The 24,791-nt window shown below is 72.0% G+C and carries 17 protein-coding genes; 9 read left to right on the forward strand and 8 right to left on the reverse strand.

Annotated features, from left to right (window positions below):
- Window positions 1-306 precede the first annotated feature (306 nt).
- On the forward strand, window positions 307-3,837 hold the full coding sequence (gene mfd, locus ACWFR3_RS22390) for a transcription-repair coupling factor (RefSeq protein ID WP_453736361.1): 3,531 nt from the start codon (window positions 307-309) through the stop codon (window positions 3,835-3,837).
- A gap of 76 nt (window positions 3,838-3,913) precedes the next feature.
- Here the strand turns inward: mfd and ACWFR3_RS22395 are convergent, their stop codons facing one another.
- The 4 genes from ACWFR3_RS22395 to ACWFR3_RS22410 are packed head-to-tail and all read right to left on the reverse strand — an operon-like array spanning window position 3,914 to window position 10,443.
- On the reverse strand, window positions 3,914-5,185 hold the full coding sequence (locus ACWFR3_RS22395) for a beta-ketoacyl-[acyl-carrier-protein] synthase family protein (protein WP_453736362.1): 1,272 nt from the start codon (window positions 5,183-5,185) through the stop codon (window positions 3,914-3,916).
- Window positions 5,182-5,445 carry an acyl carrier protein gene (locus tag ACWFR3_RS22400; protein WP_453736363.1) on the reverse strand — a complete coding sequence of 88 codons (264 nt, stop codon included), beginning with the start codon at window positions 5,443-5,445 and terminating at the stop codon, window positions 5,182-5,184. The genes ACWFR3_RS22395 and ACWFR3_RS22400 overlap by 4 nt, the downstream gene beginning before the upstream one ends.
- A 55-nt stretch (window positions 5,446-5,500) precedes the next feature.
- Complete coding sequence (locus tag ACWFR3_RS22405; protein WP_453736364.1) at window positions 5,501-8,065, reverse strand: aminotransferase class III-fold pyridoxal phosphate-dependent enzyme; 2,565 nt, start codon at window positions 8,063-8,065, stop codon at window positions 5,501-5,503.
- Window positions 8,066-8,121: 56 nt separating this feature from the next.
- On the reverse strand, window positions 8,122-10,443 hold the full coding sequence (locus ACWFR3_RS22410) for a hypothetical protein (RefSeq protein WP_453736365.1): 2,322 nt from the start codon (window positions 10,441-10,443) through the stop codon (window positions 8,122-8,124).
- A gap of 618 nt (window positions 10,444-11,061) precedes the next feature.
- Here ACWFR3_RS22410 and ACWFR3_RS22415 point away from each other — a divergent pair.
- Window positions 11,062-12,132, forward strand: coding sequence for a saccharopine dehydrogenase NADP-binding domain-containing protein (locus tag ACWFR3_RS22415; protein WP_453736366.1), 1,071 nt, complete (start codon window positions 11,062-11,064; stop codon window positions 12,130-12,132).
- A gap of 71 nt (window positions 12,133-12,203) precedes the next feature.
- Here the strand turns inward: ACWFR3_RS22415 and ACWFR3_RS22420 are convergent, their stop codons facing one another.
- Window positions 12,204-14,600 carry an MMPL family transporter gene (locus tag ACWFR3_RS22420; protein WP_453736367.1) on the reverse strand — a complete coding sequence of 799 codons (2,397 nt, stop codon included), beginning with the start codon at window positions 14,598-14,600 and terminating at the stop codon, window positions 12,204-12,206.
- Window positions 14,601-14,757: 157 nt separating this feature from the next.
- On the opposite strand from ACWFR3_RS22420, the gene ACWFR3_RS22425 reads away from it, so the two are divergent.
- Complete coding sequence (locus tag ACWFR3_RS22425) at window positions 14,758-15,399, forward strand: TetR/AcrR family transcriptional regulator (protein WP_453736368.1); 642 nt, start codon at window positions 14,758-14,760, stop codon at window positions 15,397-15,399.
- An 8-nt stretch (window positions 15,400-15,407) separates the two neighbouring features.
- Here the strand turns inward: ACWFR3_RS22425 and ACWFR3_RS22430 are convergent, their stop codons facing one another.
- On the reverse strand, window positions 15,408-16,151 hold the full coding sequence (locus tag ACWFR3_RS22430) for a GNAT family N-acetyltransferase (protein WP_453736369.1): 744 nt from the start codon (window positions 16,149-16,151) through the stop codon (window positions 15,408-15,410).
- 132 nt (window positions 16,152-16,283) lie between these two features.
- The gene (locus tag ACWFR3_RS22435) at window positions 16,284-16,706 is read right to left on the reverse strand and encodes a nuclear transport factor 2 family protein (protein ID WP_453736370.1); all 423 of its coding nucleotides are present in this window, start codon (window positions 16,704-16,706) and stop codon (window positions 16,284-16,286) included.
- Between the two features lie 201 nt (window positions 16,707-16,907).
- On the opposite strand from ACWFR3_RS22435, the gene ACWFR3_RS22440 reads away from it, so the two are divergent.
- The 3 genes from ACWFR3_RS22440 to ACWFR3_RS22450 all read left to right on the forward strand — a co-directional run bounded on the left by ACWFR3_RS22440 (window position 16,908) and on the right by ACWFR3_RS22450 (window position 19,145).
- Window positions 16,908-17,579, forward strand: coding sequence for an MOSC domain-containing protein (locus ACWFR3_RS22440; RefSeq protein ID WP_453736371.1), 672 nt, complete (start codon window positions 16,908-16,910; stop codon window positions 17,577-17,579).
- Window positions 17,580-17,581: 2 nt separating this feature from the next.
- The gene (locus tag ACWFR3_RS22445; protein WP_453736430.1) at window positions 17,582-18,325 is read left to right on the forward strand and encodes an HNH endonuclease family protein; all 744 of its coding nucleotides are present in this window, start codon (window positions 17,582-17,584) and stop codon (window positions 18,323-18,325) included.
- A gap of 76 nt (window positions 18,326-18,401) precedes the next feature.
- Window positions 18,402-19,145, forward strand: a complete 744-nt coding sequence (locus tag ACWFR3_RS22450; RefSeq protein ID WP_453736372.1) for an N-acetyltransferase — start codon at window positions 18,402-18,404, stop codon at window positions 19,143-19,145.
- A 40-nt stretch (window positions 19,146-19,185) separates the two neighbouring features.
- Here ACWFR3_RS22450 and ACWFR3_RS22455 read toward each other — a convergent pair whose 3' ends face one another.
- Complete coding sequence (locus ACWFR3_RS22455) at window positions 19,186-19,947, reverse strand: hypothetical protein (RefSeq protein WP_453736373.1); 762 nt, start codon at window positions 19,945-19,947, stop codon at window positions 19,186-19,188.
- 196 nt (window positions 19,948-20,143) lie between these two features.
- Here ACWFR3_RS22455 and ACWFR3_RS22460 point away from each other — a divergent pair, with 196 nt between their 5' ends.
- The 3 genes from ACWFR3_RS22460 (at window position 20,144) to ACWFR3_RS22470 (ending at window position 24,702) form a co-directional block, all read left to right on the forward strand.
- Window positions 20,144-22,345 carry an N-6 DNA methylase gene (locus tag ACWFR3_RS22460; RefSeq protein ID WP_453736374.1) on the forward strand — a complete coding sequence of 734 codons (2,202 nt, stop codon included), beginning with the start codon at window positions 20,144-20,146 and terminating at the stop codon, window positions 22,343-22,345.
- A 183-nt stretch (window positions 22,346-22,528) separates the two neighbouring features.
- The gene (locus ACWFR3_RS22465) at window positions 22,529-23,128 is read left to right on the forward strand and encodes a hypothetical protein (protein ID WP_453736375.1); all 600 of its coding nucleotides are present in this window, start codon (window positions 22,529-22,531) and stop codon (window positions 23,126-23,128) included.
- A gap of 38 nt (window positions 23,129-23,166) precedes the next feature.
- A complete protein-coding gene (locus ACWFR3_RS22470; RefSeq protein WP_453736431.1) occupies window positions 23,167-24,702 on the forward strand; it encodes a protein kinase domain-containing protein in 1,536 nt (511 codons plus the stop codon).
- Window positions 24,703-24,791 lie beyond the last annotated feature (89 nt).

Consider the following 24,791-nt stretch of genomic DNA (forward strand, 5'->3'; position numbering starts at 1 on the left):
GCCGCTTCTGGGGTTCCTTCTTTTTTTTTTGGGGGCTTCAACTAAAAAATCCCCCCCCCCGGGGGGGGGGGGGACCCGCCCCGGGGGGGCCCCCCGCCCCCCGCCGGGGCCGGCTGCTGTTCCCGGCCGGCCCCCGGGCGTCCCCGGGGCTGTTCCGGACGGGCCGGATCTTGCCAGCAGGCCTCGGACGACCAGCGGCTGTCACTCGGTAGTCGTACGCTGGAGACCCCCCGGCCCGTTTACGTTGCCGGGCGGTTCGCGTTGCCCCCGCGCGCCCTCGAACCTGGACGGAAAGCGAAAGCCCACATGAGCCTGCAAGGTCTGCTCGACGCTGTCGTCAAGGACGCCGCCCTCGCCGAAGCGGTCAAGACCGCCACCGACGGCAACCGCATGCATGTGGACCTGGTCGGCCCGCCCGCGGCCCGCCCCTTCGCCATCGCTGCCCTCGCCCGCGAGACGAACCGCACCGTCCTGGCCGTGACGGCGACCGGCCGCGAGGCCGAGGACCTGGCGGCGGCCCTGCGCACGATCGTCCCGCCGGACGGAGTCGTCGAGTACCCCTCCTGGGAGACGCTCCCGCACGAGCGCCTCTCGCCCCGCTCCGACACCGTCGGCCGCCGCCTCGCGGTGCTGCGCCGGCTCGCACACCCGCGCCCCGACGACCCCGAGACCGGCCCGGTCTCCGTCATCGTCGCCCCCGTCCGCTCGGTCCTCCAGCCGCAGGTCAAGGGCCTGGGCGACCTGGAGCCCGTCGCCCTGCGCACGGGTGAGAGCACGGACCTGAACGAAACCGTGGAGGCTCTCGCGGCAGCCGCGTACTCCCGCGTCGAGCTGGTCGAGAAGCGCGGCGAGTTCGCCGTGCGCGGCGGCATCCTGGACGTCTTCCCGCCGACCGAGGAACACCCCCTGCGCGTCGAGTTCTGGGGCGACGACGTCGAGGAGATCCGCTACTTCAAGGTCGCCGACCAGCGCTCCCTCGAAGTCGCCGACCACGGCCTGTGGGCCCCGCCCTGCCGCGAGCTGCTCCTCACGGACGACGTACGGGAGCGGGCCGCCGCCCTCGCCGAGCAGCACCCCGAGCTGGGCGAGCTGCTCGGCAAGATCGCCGAGGGCATCGCCGTAGAGGGCATGGAATCCCTCGCGCCTGTCCTGGTCGACGACATGGAGCTGCTGCTCGACGTCCTGCCGCAGGACAGCATGGCCGTGGTCTGCGACCCCGAGCGCGTGCGCACCCGCGCGGCCGACCTGGTGGCGACCAGTCAGGAGTTCCTCCAGGCCAGCTGGGCGGCGACCGCCGGTGGCGGCGAGGCCCCGATCGACGTGGGCGCCGCCTCCCTCTGGGGCATCGCCGACGTCCGTGACCACGCGAGCGACCTCGGCATGATGTGGTGGTCGGTCTCGCCGTTCGCCGCCGACGAAGAGCTGGGCGACGACACCCTCAAGCTCGGCATGCACGCCACCGAGACCTACCGCGGCGACACCGCGAAGGCGCTCGCCGACACCAAGGGCTGGCTCGCCGGGGGCTGGCGCACCGTCTATGTGACGGAGGGCCACGGCCCCGCGGCCCGCACGGTCGAGGTGCTCGGCGGCGAGGGCATCGCGGCCCGCCTGGACGCGGAACTCGGCGAGCTCACGCCCTCCCTCGTGCACGTCTCCTGCGGCTCGATCGACTACGGCTTCATCGACCCCGCGCTGAAGCTCGCCGTCCTCACCGAGACCGACCTCTCCGGCCAGAAGGCGGCCGGCAAGGACGGCCAGCGGATGCCCGCCCGCCGCAGGAAGACGATCGACCCGCTGACCCTGGAGGTCGGCGACTACATCGTCCACGAGGGGCACGGCGTGGGCCGCTACATCGAAATGGTGCAGCGCACCGTCCAGGGCGCGACGCGCGAATACCTGGTCGTCGAGTACGCCCCCGCCAAGCGCGGCCAGCCCGGCGACCGTCTCTACATCCCCACCGACCAGCTGGAGCAGATCACCAAGTACGTCGGCGGCGAGGCCCCCACGCTGCACCGCCTGGGCGGCGCCGACTGGACGAAGACGAAGGCGCGCGCGAAGAAGGCGGTCAAGGAGATCGCCGCCGACCTCATCAAGCTCTACAGCGCCCGCATGGCGGCCCCCGGCCACGCCTTCGCCGCCGACACCCCCTGGCAGCGCGAGCTGGAGGACGCCTTCCCGTACGTGGAGACGCCCGACCAGCTCACCACCATCGCCGAGGTCAAGGACGACATGGAGAAGACGGTCCCGATGGACCGCCTGATCTGCGGCGACGTCGGCTACGGAAAGACGGAGATCGCGGTACGTGCCGCGTTCAAGGCCGTCCAGGACGGCAAGCAGGTCGCGGTCCTAGTCCCCACCACGCTCCTGGTGCAGCAGCACTTCGGCACGTTCTCGGAGCGGTACTCCCAATTCCCCGTCAAGGTGAAGGCGTTGAGTCGCTTCCAGACGGAGACGGAGTCCAAGGCGACCCTGGAGGGCCTGCGCGACGGCTCGGTCGACATCGTCATCGGCACGCACCGCCTCTTCTCCTCCGAGACGAAGTTCAAGGACCTGGGCCTGGTCATCGTCGACGAGGAGCAGCGCTTCGGCGTCGAGCACAAGGAGCAGCTGAAGAAGCTCCGCGCCAACGTCGACGTCCTGACCATGTCGGCAACGCCCATTCCCCGTACGCTCGAAATGGCCGTGACCGGCATCCGCGAGATGTCGACGATCACCACGCCCCCCGAGGAGCGCCACCCGGTCCTGACCTTCGTCGGTCCCTACGAGGAGAAGCAGATCGGCGCGGCCATCCGCCGCGAACTCCTGCGCGAGGGCCAGGTCTTCTACATCCACAACCGGGTCGAGTCGATCGACCGCGCCGCCGCCCGCCTCAGGGACATCGTCCCCGAGGCCCGCATCGCCACCGCCCACGGCCAGATGTCCGAACAGGCCCTGGAACAGGTGGTGGTGGACTTCTGGGAGAAGAAGTTCGACGTGCTCGTCTCCACGACCATCGTCGAATCGGGCATCGACATCTCCAACGCCAACACCCTGATCGTCGAACGCGGCGACAACTTCGGCCTCTCCCAGCTCCACCAGCTGCGCGGCCGCGTGGGACGAGGCCGCGAGCGCGGTTACGCCTACTTCCTCTACCCGCCGGAGAAGCCCCTCACCGAGACCGCCCACGAGCGCCTCGCCACGATCGCCCAGCACACGGAGATGGGCGCGGGCATGTACGTGGCGATGAAGGACCTGGAGATCCGCGGCGCGGGCAACCTCCTGGGCGGCGAACAGTCAGGACACATCGCGGGCGTCGGCTTCGACCTCTACGTACGCATGGTGGGCGAGGCGGTGGCCGACTACCGCGCGTCCCTGGAGGGCGGAGTGGAGGAGGAGCCGCCGCTGGAGGTCAAGGTCGAGCTGCCGGTCGACGCGCACGTCCCGCACGACTACGCCCCCGGCGAGCGGCTGCGCCTCGCGGCCTACCGCTCGATCGCGTCGGCGAGCAGCGAGGAGGACATCAAGGCGGTGCGCGAGGAACTCACCGACCGCTACGGCAAGCTGCCGGAGCCCGTGGAGAACCTCCTCCTGGTGGCGGGGATGCGGATGCTGGCCCGCGCGTGCTCGGTCGGCGAGATCGTGCTCCAGGGCAACAACATCCGGTTCGCCCCGGTGGAGCTGCGGGAGTCGCAGGAGCTGCGCCTCAAGCGGCTCTACCCCGGCACGGTCATCAAGGCGAACTCCCACCAGCTCCTGGTCCCGCGCCCCAAGACGGCCAAGGTAGGCGGAAAGCCGCTGGTCGGCCGCGAACTGCTCGGCTGGGTGGGGGAGTTCCTCACCTCGATCCTGGGTTCGTAGCAGGTAGAAGGCGGAACCCCGCGCCCCATCAGGGGCGCGGGGAACTGCGCGACGAGCCACGACGGACCGGCGGATGTCAGCGCTGCCCCAGCCGCTGGAACACCAGAACAACGTTGTGCCCGCCGAAGGCGAACGAGTTCGACAGCACGGTGTCGACGTCAGCCTCCCTGCCGCCCGCCCCCACCACGTCAAGGCCCAGCGCCGCGTCAGGCGTAACGAGATTGGCGGTGGGCGGCACCACCCGGTGGACGATGCTCTGCACCGCGGACACCGCCTCGATCGCACCGGACGCCCCCAGCGTGTGCCCGGTGAGCGACTTCGTGGCGGTCACCGGGATATCCCGCACCGCCTCGCCCAACGCCAGGTGCAGCGCGGCCGCTTCCCCCGCGTCGTTGAAGGACGTGGCCGTCCCGTGCGCGTTGACGAGGGAGACGTCCTGCGGGGCGAGCCCGGTGAAGCGGAGGGCAGCGGTCACCGCCTTGGCCGCTCCCGAGCCGTCGGGGCGGGGCGCGGTGACGTGGTACGCGTCCGAGGCGCGCCCGTAGCCGCTGAACTCCGCGAGCGGCACGGCGCCCCGCGCCGCCGCGTGCCCGGCCTCCTCCAGTACGAGGACGGCGGCGCCCTCACCGAGCACGAAGCCGTCCCGGTCGGCGCTGAACGGACGGCTCGCCTCGGCGGGCGCGTCGTTGCGCGTGGACAGGGCCCGCATCTTGGCGAAGCCGCCGAGCACCGACTCGATGACCGGGGCGTCGGTGCCGCCGGCGAGCACGACGTCGGCCTCCCCGCTGGTGATCATCTGGTGCGCGGCCACCAGGGAGTCGGCCGCGGACGCGCAGGCGGTCACCGATGCGCTGCTGGGCCCGGTCAGGCCGTACTTGATGCTGACCCAGGCGGCCGAGGCGTTGACCATCGTCGCCGGGATGAACCGCGCCGAAAGGCCGCGGTAGCCGCCCTTCTCGTGGGCCGCGTGCAGGTTCTCCTCCGTGCTCCCGCCGCCGCCGACGCCGGAGCCGATGACCACGCCGATCCGGTCGGGGTCCTCGGCCGCCAGGTCCAGGGCGCTGTCCCGCAGGGCGAGTTCGGCCGCAGCGAAGGCGAGGTGGGTCGCCCGGTCGGTGATCCTCTCGGTGCGCCGGTCCGGGGCGAGATCCTCGGGCAGGTCCACCTCGCCGGCTATCCGGACGGGCAGTCCGGAGGCGTCGATGCGGGTGATGGGACGTATCGCGCTGCGGCCCTCCATCTGGGCCACCTGGAAGTGCTTCGCGCCGATCGCGAGGGGCGTGACCGGGCCGAGGCCGGTGACGACGACGCGGCGTGCGGGGGCGCCGGCGCTCCGGGGCGCGCTCACGCGGCGGCCTCGGAGGTGGCGGTGGTGCCGTGCTCCTCCAGGTACGTGACGACGTCCTGGAGGGTGGTGAGGTGCTCCAGGGCGGTGTCGGCGACGGCGGCGCCCAGGTGGGACTCCAGGAGGGAGACGAGCTCGACCATGTCGAGGGAGTCCAGGCCCATGTCCTCCTTGAACCGGGCCTTCGGGCCGATCTCCTCGGGGAGCAGGCCGAGCCGGTCGACGAGGTAGTCGGTCATCTGCTGCTGAAGGGTGTTGCTCATGGTGGACGGTCCTTTCACAGGTGCATGAGGAGTGCGGAAAAGGTGGGGGGAAAGATCACGGTGAGGACGATGCGGTCGGGGAGAGGGCGGGCCGCTGCCAGGCCCCCAGGTCGGCGTGGAGGGCGAGGCCCTGGCACACCTCGGCGACCGCGTCGGCGAAGCGGTCGGCCTGGGCCGTGTCGAGGACGAGCGGCGGCTGGATGCGCAGGACGCCGGTGCGGTTGGCGGTGACGAAGGTCAGCATCTTGTGGTCGCGCGCCAGGGTGCCGACGAACCGCAGGCACATCAGGTCGCCGAGGGTGGACTCCACGGCCCGGCCGACGCCGGACAGGGCGCCGCGCAGCTCGTCGGGCAGCCAGTCCACCAGGGTGTGCAGATCGCCGGGGAAGCGGGTGAGCGCCTCGTCGGTGAGGGCGCGCACGGCTCCCGAGAAGTCCCCGTCGAACTCGATGGCGGTCATCATGCCGATGCCGCGCACATCCTTGACGAAGCCGTACGGAGCGGTCACCTCGCGCAGCCTGCCGCGCAGGTGCTCGCCGACCTTGCGGGCGTGGGCGGGCAGGTCGTCGCCGGTCAGGACGTCGAGCGTGGCGAGCCCGGCGGCCGCCGCGAAGTTGCCGCCGCCGAACGTCGACGAGTGCAGCATGGAGCGGTTGGTGGTGCCGTACGCGGCGTCCCACAGATCGGCGCCGCACAGTGTCGCGCCGATCGGGACCAGGCCCCCGGACAGGGATTTGGCCAGGCACAGGATGTCCGGTTCGAGACCGTCGTGGTCGGCGGCGAACAGGGCTCCGGTGCGGCCGAGTCCCGTCTGGATCTCGTCGAGGATGAACGCGGCCCCGGCCTTGCGGCAGAGCTCACGCGCGGCGCGCAGATAGCCGGGCGGCGGCAGGACGACACCGCCCTCGCCCTGCACGGGCTCGACGATGAATCCCGCCGCCCCTTCGATCGCCCGCTCCAGGGCTTCGAGATCCCCGTACGGCACCTCGGCGGTCTCCGGGAGCAGCGGTCCGAAGGGCGCGCGGTGGCCGTCGCGGCCGGTGACGGAGAGCGCGCCGAGAGTCTTTCCGTGGTAGCTGTTCTCCGCGTACACGAGGCGGGTGCGGCCGGTGCCGGCCCGGGCCAGCTTCAGCGCGGCCTCGACCGCCTCCGTACCGGAGTTGCTGAAGAAGACCCGCTCCAGGCGGCCGGGGGAGAGCGCGCTGAGCCGCTCGGCGAGCTCGGCGGAGTGCGTGGGCATGGAGACGTACTGCACGAAGGTCGGCGTGGACGCGTCGAGGAACTGCCGCAGCCTGCCCGTCACTTCGGGGTGGTTGTGGCCGAGGTTGAGGCAGCCGTATCCGGCGATGAAGTCGAGGTAGTCGGTGCCGTCGGCCGTCGTGAGGGTGGCGCCGTTGCCGCCGGTGAAGACCCGGTCGAGTCCGTGCGCGGCGAAGAGGCGGGCCATGGGCGGGTTGACGTGCTGCTCGAAGCGGCGCGGCGTCTCGGCTGCGGCGTCGGGCAGGGGGGCGGGCCCCGCGGCGGCGGACTTGGCCGGATGCCGGTGGTGGCGGGCCAGGCGCGCCACGTCGTCGTCGTGGACGGTGCGCCCGAAGGAGGCGAGCGGTGTGGGCAAAAAGCCGTGCCGGGCGGCGAGGGAGCCGATGGTGCGCACTCGCTCCAGGTCGAGCTCGCGGCCGAGCGAGAAGGACTCGGCGCGGCCTTCGAGGGCCAGCACGATGGTCTCCGCGAGGCAGCCGTTGAGCTGCTGCGCGGGCGCGGGCAGCGCACCGTCGCCGACCTGGACCTCGTCCGAGGCGCTGACCAGGCCGCCGTCGACGACCAGGACGTCGCTGCCCGGCGGGGGCGGCTCGGCCACGTCGCGGGGCAGTGCCACGTCGACCACGATCGATCCCGGCCGCAGCGCGGTGGGGTCGACGAGTCCGCCGACCGAGGAAGCGGTGACGTAGAGGAGCGTCTCGGCGGTGCACCGGGCGACGTCCTCGACGAGCCGCACCCGGTCGTGGTGGACCGGGTCCAGGTGGCGCAGGAGCCGCTCGGGGGACTGGGTGCCGATGCGGGCCACCAGGTCGAGCGGGTGGCCGTCGTCGAGCAGCAGCTTCGCGATGGCCAGGCCGATGGAGCCGGGGTAGCCGACGACGGCGACCCGGGTGTTCCCGGGGGCGAGCCCCAGGAGCCGTACGACGTGGGAGATCTCGGCGTGGGCGGCGTACACGGTCAGGGAGTTGCCGCTGGTGACGGGGACGCCCACCTGCTCGGCGGTCCACAGGCCGCGGTCGCCCACGATGGAGGTCGCGCCGCCGAGCCCGACGAGCTGCGCGCCCGTCTCCTCGCGCAGCGCGGTGACCTCCGCGACGACGAGCTCCCGTGCGGTCGTCGGTCGGGCGAGCAACTGCTGTGCGGTGTACGGCAGATGGCGGACCTCGCCGGTCGCGGTGACGCCGGTGGCGGAGGTGACGGAGGTGAGGAGCGGTACGGGCACGTGGTGGCGGCGGGTGCCGGGCGGCTCGGGTGTGCCGCGGTGGTCGTCGAAGAGGCGGCCGAGCAGGTCGAGGGCGCGGACCTGGTTGCGGTGGCCGGAACTGATGGGGTGAGCGAGGAAGCCGAAGGTGGCCGGCATGGGGAGATGACTCCGATTCGTGGTTGTCAGGAGACGTCTGTGGTCGCGGTCCGCGGTCAGCGGGCCGCGCGCGCCATGGCGAAGGTCAGCTCGGGCAGGTCGTCGCGCTGCCAGCCGAGCGAGGAGAGCAGGCTCAGTCCGTCGCCCTCGTTGTTGTGGGAGAGCAGGACCGAGGCGAAGGTGACGGCGGCGCGCTGCTGGAGCAGGCCGCGCAGGTCGGTGCGGGCCGCGTCGGTGATGTGCCGGTGCCGGACGGTGAGTTCGCCGTAGCGGCGGGTCCACTCCGGTTCCAGGAGGGAGAGCACCTGCGTCTGGCGGCTGGCCTCGGCGCCGGTGCGGCCCTCGTGGTAGGTGCGGATGACGGAGTGGCCGCCGTCGACGAGGCGGAAGACGGTGACGTTCTTCTTCAACCGCCGTCCGTAGAGCGCCGATTGCTGTACGAGGGTCGGTGTGATGTCGGGGACGAGCGAGGCCGCGCCGTCACCGATGAAGGCCAGGACGTTGTCGTCGCGGGTGAGGGCGACGGTGGGCACGGCCTGCAGCGCGTCACCCATCAGCGCCCTGCCGTACCAGCCGGAGAAGCCGGGGCCCGTACGCGGCAGGTTGCGGACGGCGGAGATGCCGCCGCGCCCCACGTCGAAGACGCCCGTGTAGGTGTAGCCGTGCCGGGTGATCAGTTCTTCCAGCACGGTGCGAAGGTGCTGGAAGAAGTAGTTGGCGCTCATCGGGAGCACGGGGAGCCCGTGCACCACGTCGGAGGCGCTGTCGCGGGTGCGTGCGATGGCCTCCCTGCGTGCGTCGAGTACGCCCGGCGTGACGTCGAGGCGTTCGCGTACGGCCTTGAGGAAGGCGCGCGCGTCGGCGTGCACGGGATGATCCGCGTACGGCGCGAGGTGCGCCTTCTCGTTGCTGACCTGGACGATGCGCAGCTGGCGGCCGAGCGTGCGGGGCGAGAAGGGCGTGGCCGCTTCGGTGATGCGGCTCTTGAGGAAGAACAGTGCCTGTTCGCCGCGCGGGCGCAGTCTGCCGTCCTCGTGCAGATAGGCGTGGACGCGCGAGGAGAACGCGTACAGGCCCAGGGTGCCCAGATACTCCTCTACCACGGCACCGTCGCGGTGGCGGCCCACGCTGCCGGGCCTGGTGAGGGAGTCCGCGAGGCCGACGCCCGCCCTCGACGCGATGTCGTGGACGAGCCACGACTCCTCCGCGTCGAGCGAGCCGCACTGCCAAAGGAGCCTGCTGGGCTCGGAGTTGACGATGCGGAGCACCGGCTCCAGTTCGCTCTCCCGCACCTGGAGGGCGGCGGTGGCGGGCGGCTCGACGGCCTGTGGCCGGTTCAGTCCGTCCGCGGTGCCCGTCGCGTCGAGCACGGCGGGGGTGGCGAGCAGGAAGACCGGGCCGCGGTGCGCGTGGTACGCGGCGTACGCGTCGGCGAGGTCGTCCGCGATGCGCTCCGGGTCGTCGAGATAGACGTACTCGATGCCCTTGGCGGCGAGCACGGAGCGGGAGTCCTCGGCCGCGTGCACCGTCCCCTGGAAGGGGAACCACGCGTCGGGCGGGGTGTCGGCGCAGATGACGAAGCCGCGGGCGCGGGCGTCGCGCAGGTTGGCCAGGGTGCCGCGGAACTCGTCGACCATGCCGCTGGTCACGACGATGACGAACGGCGCCCGGTCGAGCTGCCAGCGCGCGAGGGCCCCGCTGGCCAGGCTGTGTTCGCTCGGCCCGCGCAGGACCGGGTTGCCGGTGGCGGTGGCCAGGCGGTCCAGGTCGGAGATGGTGCCGGAGACCACGGAGCCCGTGTAGTAGTGCAGGCCCCAGGGTCCGTCGTCCTGCGCGCGGGGCTGCCGGCCGAGGAAGTCGTGCAGGGCGGTGGCGAGGGCCGACGGACCCTTCCTGGTGGCCGCGCGCAGGGCGGAGCCGGTGTGCCGCAGCTGGACGTGGTCGGTGAACGCGCAGATGACGTCGGCCGCCAGGACCCAGGCGTCGGCGGGAAAGGCGCGCAGCACGTAGGGGCGGGCGACCTGGGCCGCGGCGAGGCTCTCGGGGGTGCCGCCGAGCCCGTAGACGTAGGTGCTGTGCGCGGAGAGCGTGGCGCGCAGCGGGGCGGGCAGTCCCTCGGCCAGCTCGTCGAGGGCCTCGGGGAGCGAGCGGTCGAAGGCGTCGGCGCTCAGGCCCGCTCCGTCGGCGTCGATCAGGACCAGCGAGAGGGCGGCGGACAGGGGCGATTCCCGGACACTGCGAGCGGCGGCCGCCGTGCTGTCCGCGGTGATGATTTCTATGTCGAGACCGGGAACCGCACGGTCGAGAAAACGTCGGGATCTGGCCAGAGTTTCGCGGTAGGCCGGGGCGTTTATGGAGGAGTCGGCGGACCCGCCCATAAGATCGTGCAACCCGGTGGCAACCTGCTCGTGGAAGTCCGCTCTTTTACTTACGGAGAGGACGAAAAAGCGATTGCTTAATTGGCTCGGCGTTTTTGTTGATGAACTCGATGACACCTTTGCTGCTCCCGGACGGGTAAACGGAAAAGGGCATCGCAAAGGCCTTCAGTCGCACAGTGAAGACCTCGTGCGAGGGTTGCGTGAGGAAAGCGTGAAGCCTGTGATGAAGGCATCAAGCCTGGAATCAAGGCATCGCAAACTAGGCCAAGCGCTGGCTTGACCTGCACTTATGCAGAGACCTTGAGGGAAGTCGGAGAGTCGTCCCCGATCGGTGGCCGGATTTTTGGCCAGATCGCTGGTCTACGACTCGTCGATGAAGTGACACATGTGAGCCCCCGTTGTCGAACGTCACCGGGCGTCGTTGCCCGGTTTTCTGGTTCAAGAGTCATCATTCAGCAGCGAAGTTGTTCGGGTCAAGCAGATCAATGGACGCGTCGCGTGATGCGGGTCACGTAATCCGGGAAACGTGCGGGAAAGTTGAATACTGTTCGGTGTCCGGTAACCCGGAATTGATGTCACCGCTTGCTTCGCCGTGGGTTTAATTGATTCCATTGGGTCATGCAGAATTTAACGAAATCGAAGAAGCAGGACGGGAATATCCTGGTCCTCGGCGGCTACGGCGCCGTGGGTCGGGTCACCGCGATCGACCTCGCGGGACGGCTGCCGGGCCGGGTGATCGTCGCCGGCCGCGACCGGGACCGCGCCGCCGCGCTCGCCGCGGACAGCGGCGGCACCCTGCTCCCCGCGCGCGCCGACCTCGCGGACCCCGCCTCACTGGAACAGGCGCTGGAGGGGGTCTCCCTCGTGGTGCTCTGCGTGGAACCCCGCACCCCGGCCGCGCATCCCGCGCGGCTTCTCTTCGAACGCGGCATCGGCCTGGTCGACGTCACCGCGACACACACGCTGATCACCGAGGTCGAGCGGCACGACGCGCTCGCCCGCAAGACGGAGGCGACCGCCGTGCTCAGCGTCGGAGTCGCCCCCGGCCTCACCAACCTGCTGGCCCGCCGGGCGTCCGAGGCGGTCGGCGGCGCGGAACGCCTCGACATATCCGTCGTACTCGGAGCGGGCGAGGCCCACGGCAAGGACGCGGTGCGCTGGACCGTCGCCCAGCTCACGGCCGGGGGAGCGGGCGGGGCGCGGCCCCTGCGCGCGGCGACCTGGCCGCCCGGCCGGGAGCGCACCCACCATCCGTTCCCGTTCTCCGACCAGCACACCCTGCGCCGCACCCTCGGTGTCCCGGACATCACCACCCGGCTCGGCCTCGACTCCGGCGCGCTCACGGGTCTGCTGTTCGGGCTGCGCCGGGCGGGGGTCTTCCGCGCCGCGCGCCGCGCCCGGCTCGACGGACTGCTCACCGCCTCGCTCACCCGGATCCATCTGGGCGGCGACCGGTTCGCGGTGCGGGTCGACGCGCACCGGGGCGGGCGCCGGGCGACGCGGGCCCTGACCGCCACGGCGCAGTCCCGCTTCACGGGGCTGGCCGCGGCCGAGGTCGCGGCCAGGGTGTACGAGGGCGAAGTGCCCGGCGGGGTGCACCACATCGAGGAGGCCGCGGGCCTCGCGGAGGTGCCCGAGGCGCTCGCCGCGCACGGTCTGACGGCTTGGGCCGGCGACACGGGGATGTAGCCGGCCCAAGCCCGGCCGGTTCCGGGGCGGGGGATGGATGCCCGGAACCGGACCCGGCGCGTGGGGACGCGTCACTTGCCGGCCCCACGCCGTTCTGTGAGCGGGCGGTCGCCGCCCGCGTGGCTGTCGCCGTCCGTGCGTCCGCCGCCCGCGTGGCTGTCGACCAGGCCGTCCTCGTCGCGGCTGCCCGCACCGCCGCCGGCAGCGGAGCCGGCCGTGCCCGGCGTGTCGCCCGCCAGCTGCGCGGAGAGCCGCTCGCCCTCCATGTCGACGTGCGGCACGGTCCGTTCCAGGAAGCGCGGGAACCACCAGGCGGCCTTGCCGAGCAGCGTCATGACGGCGGGCACCAGCGTCATCCGCACCACGAAGGCGTCGACGAAGACTCCGACGGCCAGCGCGAAGCCGATGGGCTGCACGATCGGATCGTGGCCGATGACGAACCCGGCGAAGACCGAGATCATGATCAGCGCGGCGGCCACCACCACGCGCGAACCGTCCCGGAACCCGGCGATCACCGCGTCCCGCGCGGCTGCCCCGCGCGAGCTCTCCTCCTTCATGCGGGACACGAGGAACAACTCGTAGTCCATGGCGAGTCCGAAGAGCACCCCGATCAGCAGGATCGGCAGGAAGCTCACCACGGGCCCCACCTTCGGCACCGCGATGAAGTCCGAAAGCCAGCCCCACTGGTAGACGGCGACCACCGCGCCCGCGGATCCCGCGATGCTCAGCAGGAAGCCGACGACGGCCTTGAGCGGGACGAGCAGCGAGCGGAAGGCCAGCGCGAGCAGGACGAGCGAGATGCCGACGATCACCGCGAGGAACGGCGGCAGGGCGTCGCTCAGCTTCTTGGACACGTCGATGTTGGCGGCGGTGGTGCCGGTGACCGTGAGCTTCATGCCGGCGCCGGCCGCCGTGCGCTCGCCCTCGTCCCTGATGTCGGCGACCAGGTCCTCGGTGGCCTTCGAGTCGGGGCCGCCCTTCGGGATCACGGGAATCGCGGCGAGCTGCCCCGACTTGTCGACGGAGGGCGGCAGCGGCGTCTCCACGCCGGGCAACTGGCCGAGCTTCTGAGTGAGTTGCTTGACGCCGCCCTCGGAGAGGGGAGCGTCTCCCTCGGCCTCGGCGACCGCGATGAGCGGTCCGTTGAAGCCCTGCCCGAACCCCTCGCTGACCAGGTCGTACGCCTGGCGTGCCGAAGTGCTCGCGGGATACGAGCCGTTGCCGGGGAGGCCGAGCCGGAGGTCCTTGGCGGGAATGGCCACCGCTCCGATGCCGAGCAGGCAGGCGATGAGTACGAGGACGGGGCGCCGCGCGACACCGCGCACCCAGCGCTCGCCCGCCGAGGGCTTCGTGCGCCGCGGCTCCTTCCCGCCGCCGTCCTTCCCGCTGTCGTCCCTGCCTCCGCCGTCCTGCCCGCGGCCGTCCTTCCCGCCGCCGAGGCCCGGCAGTGGCAAGCGGTCGACCGAGCGGCCCGCGTACCCGAAGAGGGCGGGCAGCAGGGTGACGGCGACCAGCATGGCGATGATCACGGCCCCGGCCGCCGACAGACCCATCACGGTCAGGAACGGCACCCCGGCCACCGCGAGCCCGGCGAGCGCCACCACGACGGTCGCCCCGGCGAAGACCACTGCACTGCCCGCCGTGCCGCCCGCCCGCGACGCCGCTTCCCGCGGCTCCATCCCCTCGGCCAGGTTCTGCCGGTGCCGGGAGACGATGAACAGCGCGTAGTCGATGCCGACCGCCATGCCGATCATCAGGGCGAGGACGGGCGCGGTGGAGATGATGTCGAAGGAGCCGCTCAGGGCGAGCAGCCCCGCCATGCCGATGCCCACCCCGACCAGGGCGCTGAGCAGCGGAAGCCCGGCGGCGAGCATGGAGCCGAAGGTGATGAGCAGGACGAGCACCGCGACGCCGACCCCGATGGCCTCACCGCCCTCCACGGCCACCGTCGGCGTATAGGCGTCACCCCCGAACTCGACCTGGAGACCGGCCTTTTCCGCGCTCTCGCCGGCTTCCCGCACCGCGTCGCGCGGCCCGTCGCCGAGGTCGTGCAGGCGGGTGTCGAACACCACCTGGGTCAGGGCGATGCGGCCGTCCCGTGACACGGCCTGCGCGGAGAACGGCTCGACCACCTGAGCCACCCCGTCCGCCTTGCCGATGGCGGCAGCGGCGGCGGAGACGGCCTCGCGCCGCTCGGGCGCGGTGAGCGATTCGCCGTCCGGGGCCGCGAAGACGACCTGCGCCGAGGCGTTCGCGTACTCGGGAAGGCGGTCGGAGATGCGGTCGATGGTGGTCTGGGCCTCGGTGCCCGGCACGCGGAACTCGTCGGTGGTCTTGCCGGAGAACGCCGCTGCGAGCCCGCCCACCGCGAGCAGCAGGACGAGCCAGACGGCGACCACGGCATGGCGGCGCCGATAGCAGAGCCCGGCCAATCGGTAGAGGAGCAGGGCCATGGGAGGAGCCTCCATCACGGGTGCGTACGTGGCGCGGGGCCGGGAGAACAGCCCCCCTTCGCCTGTCTACGCCGACCACCATACGCGCAAGTTTGTCACCTGACAAAGTCGGGTGATGAAGTCGTACGTCAGGGTCGACTGATTGAGTCGCCCTCACCGATACTCTGGGCCCATGGCACACATCCCCGCCGCCGAGCGGCGTCCGCAACTCGTCCGAGCCGCCATCGATCTGATGGCCCGCGAGGGCGTCGACGCCGGATCGACCCGCGCCATCGCCGCCGAGCTGGGCGTGGCGCAGGCGACGGTGCACTACACCTTCGGCACCAAGCGCGATCTCTACCGCGCGGTCATCGAGCAGATGACCGCGGAACTCGTCGAGCTGGTGCGCGGCGCCGTACCCGCCGACGAGGAAGGGCCCGCGGACTTCGAACGGTCCGTGCGCCGGATGGCCGAGGCGCTCTATCGCGCGCTCCAGGAGCAGCCCGGCCGCTTCCGGCTCTACATCGAACTGACCACGTACTCCGTGCGCAGCCCCGACCTGCACGAGCTGCTCCGCCGCCACCAGCGCGACCTGGAGGAGACGGCGGCGGACATGATCGCGGGCGTACTCGCCGAGACGGACGGCGTCCACGCCGCCGAACCCCTCGTCGTGGCCCGCTTCTTCCTCCAGGGCTTCGACGGTCTCTCGCTGCGGCACCTGGTGATGGCGGACGGCGAGCCGGATTCGGCGGCGGGCGCGGAAGCGGACGCGGATTCGGCGGCGGACCTGGAGCGCCTGCTCGAAGCGACGCTCAACCTCACGCGGGCGAAGTAGGTGTACTCCTACGCGTACTCCCGCACGAGGAGCTTGAGCCCCGGCGCGCCCAGCAACTCCTCGAACTCCCGCCCCCGGTAGTCGGCGCGCACCTCGAACCCGGCGCGCTCCCAGGTGTGCTGGGCCCGTGCGTTGCCGTTGAGGCAGAGGACCTGCGCACAGGCGTAGCCCTGCTCGCGCCCCAGCTCCAGGGCGTGGTCGAGCAGGGCTTCGACGACGCCGGTGCCCCGGAACTCCGGGACGACGGCGACGTTCTCGATCCCCCAGGCGCCGGCGTAGTCCGCGGGCAGACAGGACCGGAAGATCTGCTGACGCTCGTACACGTCCTCGAAGGCGGCCGTGCCGGGCCAGGCGTCGGTCGCCGCGAGCGCGCCGCACTGCTCGCCGATCGCGGCGTGCCCTTCGGTGGCGGGGTCGTAGGCGGTGAGGGCGCCCACGGGGCGGGGGCCGTGGCCGTCCGCCGTCTCCGCCACCCAGAAGCGGGACAGGTGACACCAGTGGGGGCGCGGCGAGAGCGCGAGCTTGCGCAGGATCTCCCGGGTGACCTCGGTCCGCTCGCCGAGGAGCGGCTCCCAGCAGCAGCGGTCCAGGTGGGAGGTGGCGGCGGTCTCCATGACCCGGACGAGGAAGTCGAGGTCGGCGGTGACGGCGGGGCGGACCGTGACTGCGGGGTTCCGGGGGTTCCGGGGGTTACGAGTGCTTTCGGCGCTCTGGGTGCTCTGGGCGCTCCGGGCGCTCTGGGTGTTCTGCACGATGACCACCTGTTTCCGCAGCTGTGGCTGCCCATGTCCTGGTGGGGGTCGATTGGCTCCCTGTTGTGACGGTAGACGGATCTTGTTCGGCTGACCAAGTCGGGTGAACGGATTTCGGCCGGACGGATGAGGTCAGGGGGTGCAGGCGTCGGCGATCGAGCGGCTGTTCTCGTACAGGTGGTGCCGGGTGACCCGCCCGTCCTCGACGGTGAGCCGCAGCGCGAAGGGGCCTTCGAAGGGCTTGCCGGTCTCGCGCACGGTGCCCCACAGCTGTCCGAAGATCACCGCTTCCGTCCCGTCGACCATGATCGTGTCGACGGTGGCGCCGGCCTTCTCCGGGACCGTGTGCGCGGCGAGTTCGGCCGACTGGGCGGCGCACTCGGCGGCGGTGGACCGCGGCCGGATCCACGGCACGCCCGGGTTCTCGGCGAGCATCCAGTCGACCTCGTCGGAGAAGAGGGCGGCGAGGCCCTCGGCGTCGCCGTTCAGCCGGTAGCCCAGGAAGGCCTGGACTGCGGCGCGGGTGGCGTCCTCGGTGGCGGTCTTGGCGGTCATCCGGACTCCTCGGTCGGTGTTCCTGGTTCCTGCGGTGCCGCGTTCCTGCGCTTCCGCGTTCCTGCGGTGCCTCCGATACTTCCGCAGCGCCGGGGATGGGTCGATTACGCCGGAGGTAATACCGGTGGCCATTACGGTGACGGTGGCAGACCGAAGCGCGAGGGTCAGGGGAGGGGATGTGCCGTGGGGCATGGAGCCGTTGTGGGGCTCGTCTGTTTTCCGGTGAAGTCGATGCTGGGGCAGGAGCGCGAGAGCGTCGTCGTCGACGAGCGGGGCGTGGCCGGTGACCGGTTGTGGGCCCTGCGGTACGAGGACGGGAAGCTGGGGAGCGGCAAGAACAGCCGCAGGTTCCGGCACGCGCCGGGAATGCTGGAGTACTCCGCCGTGTACGAGGACGGCGACCCCGTCGTCACCACCCCGGACGGCGAGACGCTGCGGCCCGGTGATCCGCGTGTCCCCGAACTCTTCGGCACGGGAGCGGAGTTGGCACGCGAGGGCGAGGTGGGCCATCAGGACGCGGGCGCCGTCTCCCTCGTCGGCGTCGCCTCGCTGCGCGCGCTCGGCGAGTTGCTCGGCGACTCCGACCCCGTCGACGTACGCCGGCTGCGCAAGAACATCGTGGTCGGGACCGACGAGCCGTGGATCGAGGAGGACTGGGTCGGGCGGGAGATCGGCTTCGACGGCGGCCTGCGGCTGCGCGTCACCGAGCGCATCGAACGCTGCGTCATGACCACCCAGGCCCAGCGCGGACTCCCGGCCGACAACCGCATCCTGAAGACGCTCACCGCGTCGCGCGACAGGTGCGTCGGCGTGTACGCGGACGTCGTGACGCCCGGCACGCTCGCACTGGGAGCGCGGGTGACCGTCAAGTGAGCATGCGTACCCACGGAGTCCGGACCGCGCTGCTGCTCGCGCTTGTCGTCACCGGAACCGCGGCCGGCACCCTCACCGGCTGCTCGCCGGAGGAGAAGACCGGCGGCGCTTCCGGCCCCGACGGCCCCGATGCCAAGGCAGGACCCGCGCTCACCGCCGTCGACACCCTGACGGTCAAGGGCCGCGCGCCCAAGACCGGCTACGACCGGGACCGGTTCGGCAGCCCCTGGGCCGACACGGACTCCAACGGCTGCGGCACCCGCGACGACATACTCAAGCGCGACCTGGAGGACGTGAAGTACCGCGACGGCGGTGACTGCGACGTGGCCTCCGGGAAGCTCGCGCCCGACCCCTACACCGGCAGAGAAGTGACGTTCGTGCGCGGCCGCAGCCAGGTCGACATCGACCATCTCGTCGCCCTCTCGGACGCCTGGCAGAAGGGCGCGGGCAAATGGGAGCCGAGCAAACGCATCGCCTTCGCCAACGACCCGCTCAACCTCCTCGCGGTCGACGCGGGCCCCAACCGCGGCAAGGGCGACGGCGACACGGCCACGTGGCTGCCGCCGGACAAGGGCTACCGGTGCACCTACGTGGCCCGGCAGGTGGCGGTGAAGAAGAAGTACGGGGTGTGGGTGACGGGCGCGGAACGCGACGCCATGAAGCGGGTCCTGTCCGACTGCCCCGAGGAGAAGCTGCCGACCGGCGACAGTCCCACGGCGGCGCCGGGCCGCTTCCACGCGCGCTGAGGCATGCTCCCGGCTCCGGCTCGGTCGTACGAAAAATGGCTTAACAGGGGAGTCCGTGCCCGCTAGCGTCCGGGGCATGGACCTGAAGATCACGACCCTGTCCGAGCGGCCCGAACTGGCGGGCCCGCTCTGGGCGATGGACGACACCTGGCCGGAGTTCATCGGGAACGACCCCGTCGCGTGGTCGATGATCGGCAGGATCGTCAAGGAGTTCCCCGACTACGTCCTGGTCGCCACGGACGAGCGGGGCGGGGTCGCGGCCAAGGCGTTCAGCGTGCCGTTCGCGCTGGCCGCCGAGGGGCGCGGGGAGCTGCCGGACGGCGGCTGGGACCAGGTCATGCTGTGGGCGTTCTCGGATCTGCGGCACGGCAGGAAGCCCGACACGGTGAGCGCGATCGAGATCACCGTGGCGAAGGAGTGCCTCGGGAAGGGTGTCTCCGGGCGGATGCTCGCCGCGATGCGCGAGAACGCACGCGCGCGTGGCTTCGCGGAAGTCGTCGCCCCGGTACGCCCGAACGCCAAGCACCTCGAACCGGCCGCGCTGATCGACACGTACGCACGGCGCGAGCGGGAGGACGGGCTGCCCGCCGACCCGTGGCTGCGGGTGCACGTGCGGGCGGGCGGCACGATCGTGAAGGTGGCGCACGCTTCGATGACGGTGTCCGGATCGACCGCGCAGTGGCGGGCGTGGACGGGCCTTCCCTTCGACACGGCGGGCCCCGTCGAGGTGCCGGGCGCGCTGGTGCCGGTGCACTGCGAGCCGGAACGCGGGTACGCGGTGTACGTGGAGCCGAATGTGTGGGTGCGGCACGTGCTGTGACGACGTACCGCACCGTTCGTTCGGCCGGGGCCGTGCGGGGCTAGAACTTGTCGATGTCCATGACGTCGCCGGTGGGCGGCGTCGCGTCGACCGGCTTGTCGAAGTCACTGAACGCCAGGACCTGCGGCGTCTCGGCGGTCTCGTTCACCACCTTCAGCAGGTACGGCTTGCCCTCCGTCGCGACGTAGAGGGTGTGCCGGTCCTTGCCGTCCCGCTCGGTGAGCGTGAGGGCCGGTGTGCCGTCGACCGTGGTCGCCTTTCCCCTGCGGGCGGCGGAGTTGACGTCCTTGAACGCGGCGAGCAGGACGTCCAGGTCGCAGAACTCGGCGATCTCCTTGGCGTCCCCGCCGGTCGCGGACGTCTTCACCCACCTGCCGGCGAGCATCTCCACCGCGGCGTCGGTCTCGGCGGCGGGCTCGCCCTTGCCCTGGGCGCGCAGGAAGTCCTCGTCGTACTTCATGTAGACCGTGCTCGCGGTCGTGATGAGGTCGAGGGAGCCTTCTTCACCCATCCCCATCGTGCCCGCGCACCGGCCCTTGGTGTCGAAGGCCATGTCCAGGTCGATGGTGCCGGTCTCGTCCGGGACCTTGCCCTTCACGGTGAGGGACGAGGCGCCGGTCGTCGCCTGCACGGCCTTGTCGACGATGTCGGGCCCGGAAAGGCCGGGGAAGGGCCCCGCCTCCTTCGTCTTCTCCTTCTTCCCGGGCTCCTGCGCGGAGCCGCCGGTCTCGGTGCCGCAGGCGGTCAGCCCGACGGTTGCCGCGGTGACCAGGCAGAAGGCGGCAAGAGTGGTACGTCGCATGAAGATCCCCCCACGGGAACTCGGAAGTGCTACCGATATCTCAGCAGAGCTTGTGAACCGAGTCAACACGAAGCAATCTGATTGGACGGTTAACGGCCGTGAAGTCGGCGCTCCCGCATACGTGAGTAGGATCGGCGCCACAGCGCCGCGGGCGGCACGCTCGCGGCAGGGCAGTGGGACCGAGGGGAGCCGGGCGGTGCGGGACAACGCGACAGAGGTGACCGCCGCCGGGATCGCGCGGCTCGCCGGCGTCGGCCGGGCGGCCGTCAGCAACTGGCGGCGCCGCCACCCGGACTTCCCCCGGCCCGTCGGCGGCACCGAGACCAGCCCCTCCTTCGCCCTCGCGGAGATCGAGGCGTGGCTGCGGGCCCAGGGCAAGCTGGGCGAAGTGCCGCTCCGGGAGCGCGTCTGGCAGCACCTCGCGGGCCACCCCGCGGGCCCCCTCACCGCCCTCCTGCACGCGGGCTGCGCCCTGCTCCTCCTGCGCGACCGCCCGTCGGACTGGCGCACGGTGAGCGCGGCGCCGGACGAGCGGATGGCGGAGTTGCTTCCGGGGGCACTCGCGGATGTCGTCACTCCGCTCTTCGCCGCGCCCCCGGCCGGCGCCCCGGACTCCGGCGGCGGCCCGCGGCAGGCGGTGCGCGTCCCGGACGCCCCGCAGCTCATGCCTTCCGTCCCCCTCCTGCGAGGCGCGGCCGAGCTTGCTTCCGAGACGGGTGCCCGGGAGGCGTACGAATTCCTGATCGGGCGGCACATCGATGCCAACCCCCGGCAGTACACCCTCACTCCGGCCGGACCCGCCGACCTCATGGCCGCGCTCGCCGCGCCGGCGCCCATCGCGCCCGCGCCCATCGCGCCCGCCACCGCGCCCATCACCGTGCTCGACCCCGCCTGCGGCACCGGCGCCCTGCTGCGAGCCGTGCCGCCGGGCCCCGGCCAGTGCCTCTACGGCCAGGACAGCGCCCCCGAACTCGCCGCCCTCACCGCGCTGCGCCTCGCCCTGCACTCCGAAGCCGCCGTGCGCGCCGCCACCTCGAACACCCTGCGCGCGGACGCCTTCGCCGAGGTGCGGGCCGACGCCGTGCTCTGCCACCCGCCGTTCAACGAGCGCAACTGGGGACACGACGAACTCGCCTACGACCCCCGGTGGGAGTACGGCTTCCCGGCCCGTACGGAATCCGAACTCGCCTGGGTCCAGCACGCGTTGGCCCGGCTGCGGGACGGCGGCACCGCCGTCCTGCTGATGCCGCCCGCCGCCGCGTCCCGCCGCTCCGGCCGCCGGGTCCGCGCCGACCTCCTGCGCCGCGGCGCCCTGCGTGCCGTGATCGCGCTGCCCGCCGGCGCGGCACCCCCGTACAACATCCCGCTGCACGTCTGGGTCCTGAAGAGGCCGATCCCCGCAACGCAGACCCCGCCCGGGCTGCTCCTCGTCGAGACGGCGGGGCTCGCCGCCGCCGACGCCAGGGACCGGCAGGCGTGGCGGCCCGTGCAGGATGCCGTGGTGGACGTCTGGCGCCGCTTCGACCGGGACGGCACGGTCGACGAACAGCCGGGGCTCGCCCGCTGCGTGCCGGTGCTCGAACTCCTCGACGACGAGGTCGACCTGGCTCCGGCCCGCCGCCTGCCGCCGCCCGCAGCGGGCGGCGGGGCCGAGGAGCTGACGGCCCTGCGCGAACGGCTCGGGGAAGCGGTACGGCGGACGGCCGACCTCATGCCGCCGCCCGTGAAGGCGGGCGACGCGGTCAGCAGGCCGCTCACCACCGTGGGCGAACTCGCCCGCGCGGGCGCGCTGTCGCTCCGCACGGGGGCGGGCTCCGGGGCGGTGGCGCCGGGCGTCACGCGGGTCCTCACCGAGCACGACGTACTGGCCGGAACACGACCCTCCGGGTCTGCCGACCCGCTGGCTGACCAGGCCCACAAGGCTGACCCGGCCCACAAGGCTGACCCGGCCCACAAGGCCGACCAATCCCACAAGGCTGATCCGGCCGACCAGGCCGATGCCGTGGTGACCCGCCCCGGCGACGTCGTCATCCCCGTCTCCGGCGGCACCACCGCCGCCCGCGTCATCGACGAGGCCACGGCGGGCGCCGCGCTCGGCAGGGGACTCACCCTCCTGCGCCCCGACCCGGCCGCCCTGGACCCCTGGTTCCTCGCCGGGTTCCTGCGCGGCACCGCCAACAACCGCCAGGCGAGCAGCTACGCGTCCACCGCCGCCCGGCTCGACGTCCGCCGAATCCAGCTGCCGCGCCTGCCCCTTGAGGGACAGCGCGGCTACGGAGAGCGGTTCCGTGCGCTCGCCGCCTTCGAGGACACCCTGCGTCTGGCGGGCAGGCTGGGCGAACAGTTGGTGCGCGGCCTGCACGACGGGCTGACGGACGGCACGCTTCCGCCGGAATGACATGACCGGGTTCCGCCGGGGCCCGCGATCAGGACGTGACCAGTACGGCAACGGTTCGGTACAACCCGGGACCGCTTCTCCTTGTCGGCCTATACGCTCGAATCTGCATCCGTTCGTATGAAGACATTCGGCCGTGCGTCCCCGCGGGGGAACGTACGGCCGCATCAGGCACCAGGAGCAGCCATGCACGGCCACGGCTACGCGCCGCAGCAACCGCCGCCGACCTCCGGCGGCACCCATGTGACGCTGCGCGTGATGTTCGTGGTCCTCGCCGTCGTGACGTGCGGACTCGCCGCCTGGGCGCCGATGCTGCGGCTCGCGATCGTGACGCGCAAGTCGTACGACTGGGGGCTCTTCGCGCTCGTGTCCGCGCTCGACCTGACGGCTCTGGTGCTCATCGCCGTCGACCCCGGCGAGGAAGACTTCCAAGGGCCGGGCAACGCGGGCATGGTGGTCATGCTCACGACGATGCTGGCCGCGGTCATCTACTACCTCTTCGCGGACATACGGCACTTCAGCCGGTACCGCCGGCCGACGTACCCGGGCTACGCCGCGACGCCGCCCGCCTACGGCTATCCGCAGCAGCAGGGCCCCGCCCCCGTCCACCTGCAGGCCACGCATCTGTCGCACCAGCCGCCGGTACAGCAGCCGCCGGTGCAGCAGCCGCCCGTCCAGCAGACGCCGCCCCCGCCCACACGTCCCGCACCGGCCCGCATCCACCAAGTACAGGCCGAACTGGACGAACTCAGTGACTACCTGCGCAAGCAGGAAGGCGGCAACTGAACGTGTCACCGGGGACGCCACTGGGGGCGGGCGGCCGTGTGATCGCCGGGCGCTACGAACTCTCCACGCTCATCGGCCAGGGCGGCATGGGCCAGGTCTGGACGGCGTACGACCAACGCCTCGACCGCCGCGTCGCGGTCAAACTCCTGCGCCCCGACCGGGTTGCGGGCGCCGAGGCCGAGGAGCTGCGCCGCCGCTTCGTGCGCGAGTGCCGCGTCACCGCACAGGTCGACCACCCCGGCCTCGTCACCGTGCACGACGCGGGCACGGAGGGCGAGGACCTCTACCTCGTCATGCAGTACGTGGACGGGGCCGACCTCGGCGACCACCTCGCCGAGCACGACCCCTACCCGTGGCAGTGGGCCGTCGCGATAGCGGCCCAGCTGTGCGCCGTGCTCTCCGCGGTGCACGCCGTGCCGATCGTGCACCGCGACCTCAAGCCGCGGAACGTGATGGTCAAGCAGGACGGCACCGTCTCCATCCTCGACCTGGGCATCGCCTCGGTCATGGACACCGACACCACCCGCCTCACCCACACCGGCTCACCCATCGGCAGCCCGGCGTACATGGCGCCCGAGCAGGCGATGGGCGGCGCGGTCGGCCCGTACACCGATCTGTACGCCCTCGGAGTCCTGCTGCACGAACTCCTCAGCGGTGACGTGCCGTTCTCCGGCTCCACCGCGCTCGGCGTCCTGCACCGCCACCTCTACGAACCGCCGGTCCCCGTCCGCCGCCTGCGCGCCGAGGTGCCCGAAGCCCTCGAAGCCCTGGTGCTCCGGCTCCTGGCCAAGGACCCCCAGCACCGGCACGGCAGCGCGCAGGAGGTCTACGAAGAGCTGGCACCGCTCTTGCCCGCACGCGGCATTCCGACCGGCGGCCCGCTGGACCCGACCCGCCCCTTCCTGCGCCCGCACGCACCGTGGCCCGACCGCGCGGCGACACCGGCGCCCACCCCCGACATCCAGCCGGACAGGACCGACCAGCACCGGGGTTCCGGCGGCCCCGGCAGCCAGACGGACGTCGTCCGCGCGGTCGACGAGGTCAAGCGGCTCCTCGGCGAAGGCCGCATCACACAGGCCGTCGACATCCTCGGCTCGATCCTGCCCGCGGCCGCCGCCAAGCACGGCGAGCACTCCCCGGTGGTCCGCTCCCTGCGCAAGCAGTACGCGGCGACGCTCATGGACGACGGCCAGTACCGCCGCGCCCTGCCCGAACTGCGCCGCCTCGCCGACGAACGAGCCGCCGAATCCGGCCAGGCCGACCCGCACTCGCTCCAGTTCCGCTACGAGGCCGCGCAGTGCCTGGAGCAACTCGGCGAACCGGCGGCGGCACTGGCGGAGTACAGGGCGCTCCTCCCGTACTACGAGAACCGCTACGCCTCCGACGACCGCGAACGCCCCCTCGACATCCGCCGCCGCATCGGCCATCTGCTCCTGGCCCTCGGCGACCGGGCGGCGGCGCACGACACGCTGGCGCGGCTGCTCATGGACGCCGAGCGGATGCACGGCGTCGGGCATCCGTTCCCGGCGGAGATCCGGCGTACGTTGCAGTGGTTGGGGCAAGTGCGCGGTTAGCGGGGGCCAGGGGTACCCCAACTGCACCCGAATCGTTGGTCGAATGGGTGGCCGAGAGACCGGCCACTGCCTAACATCGATCACCGCAA

The organism is Streptomyces sp. NPDC055189 (assembly GCF_053606765.1).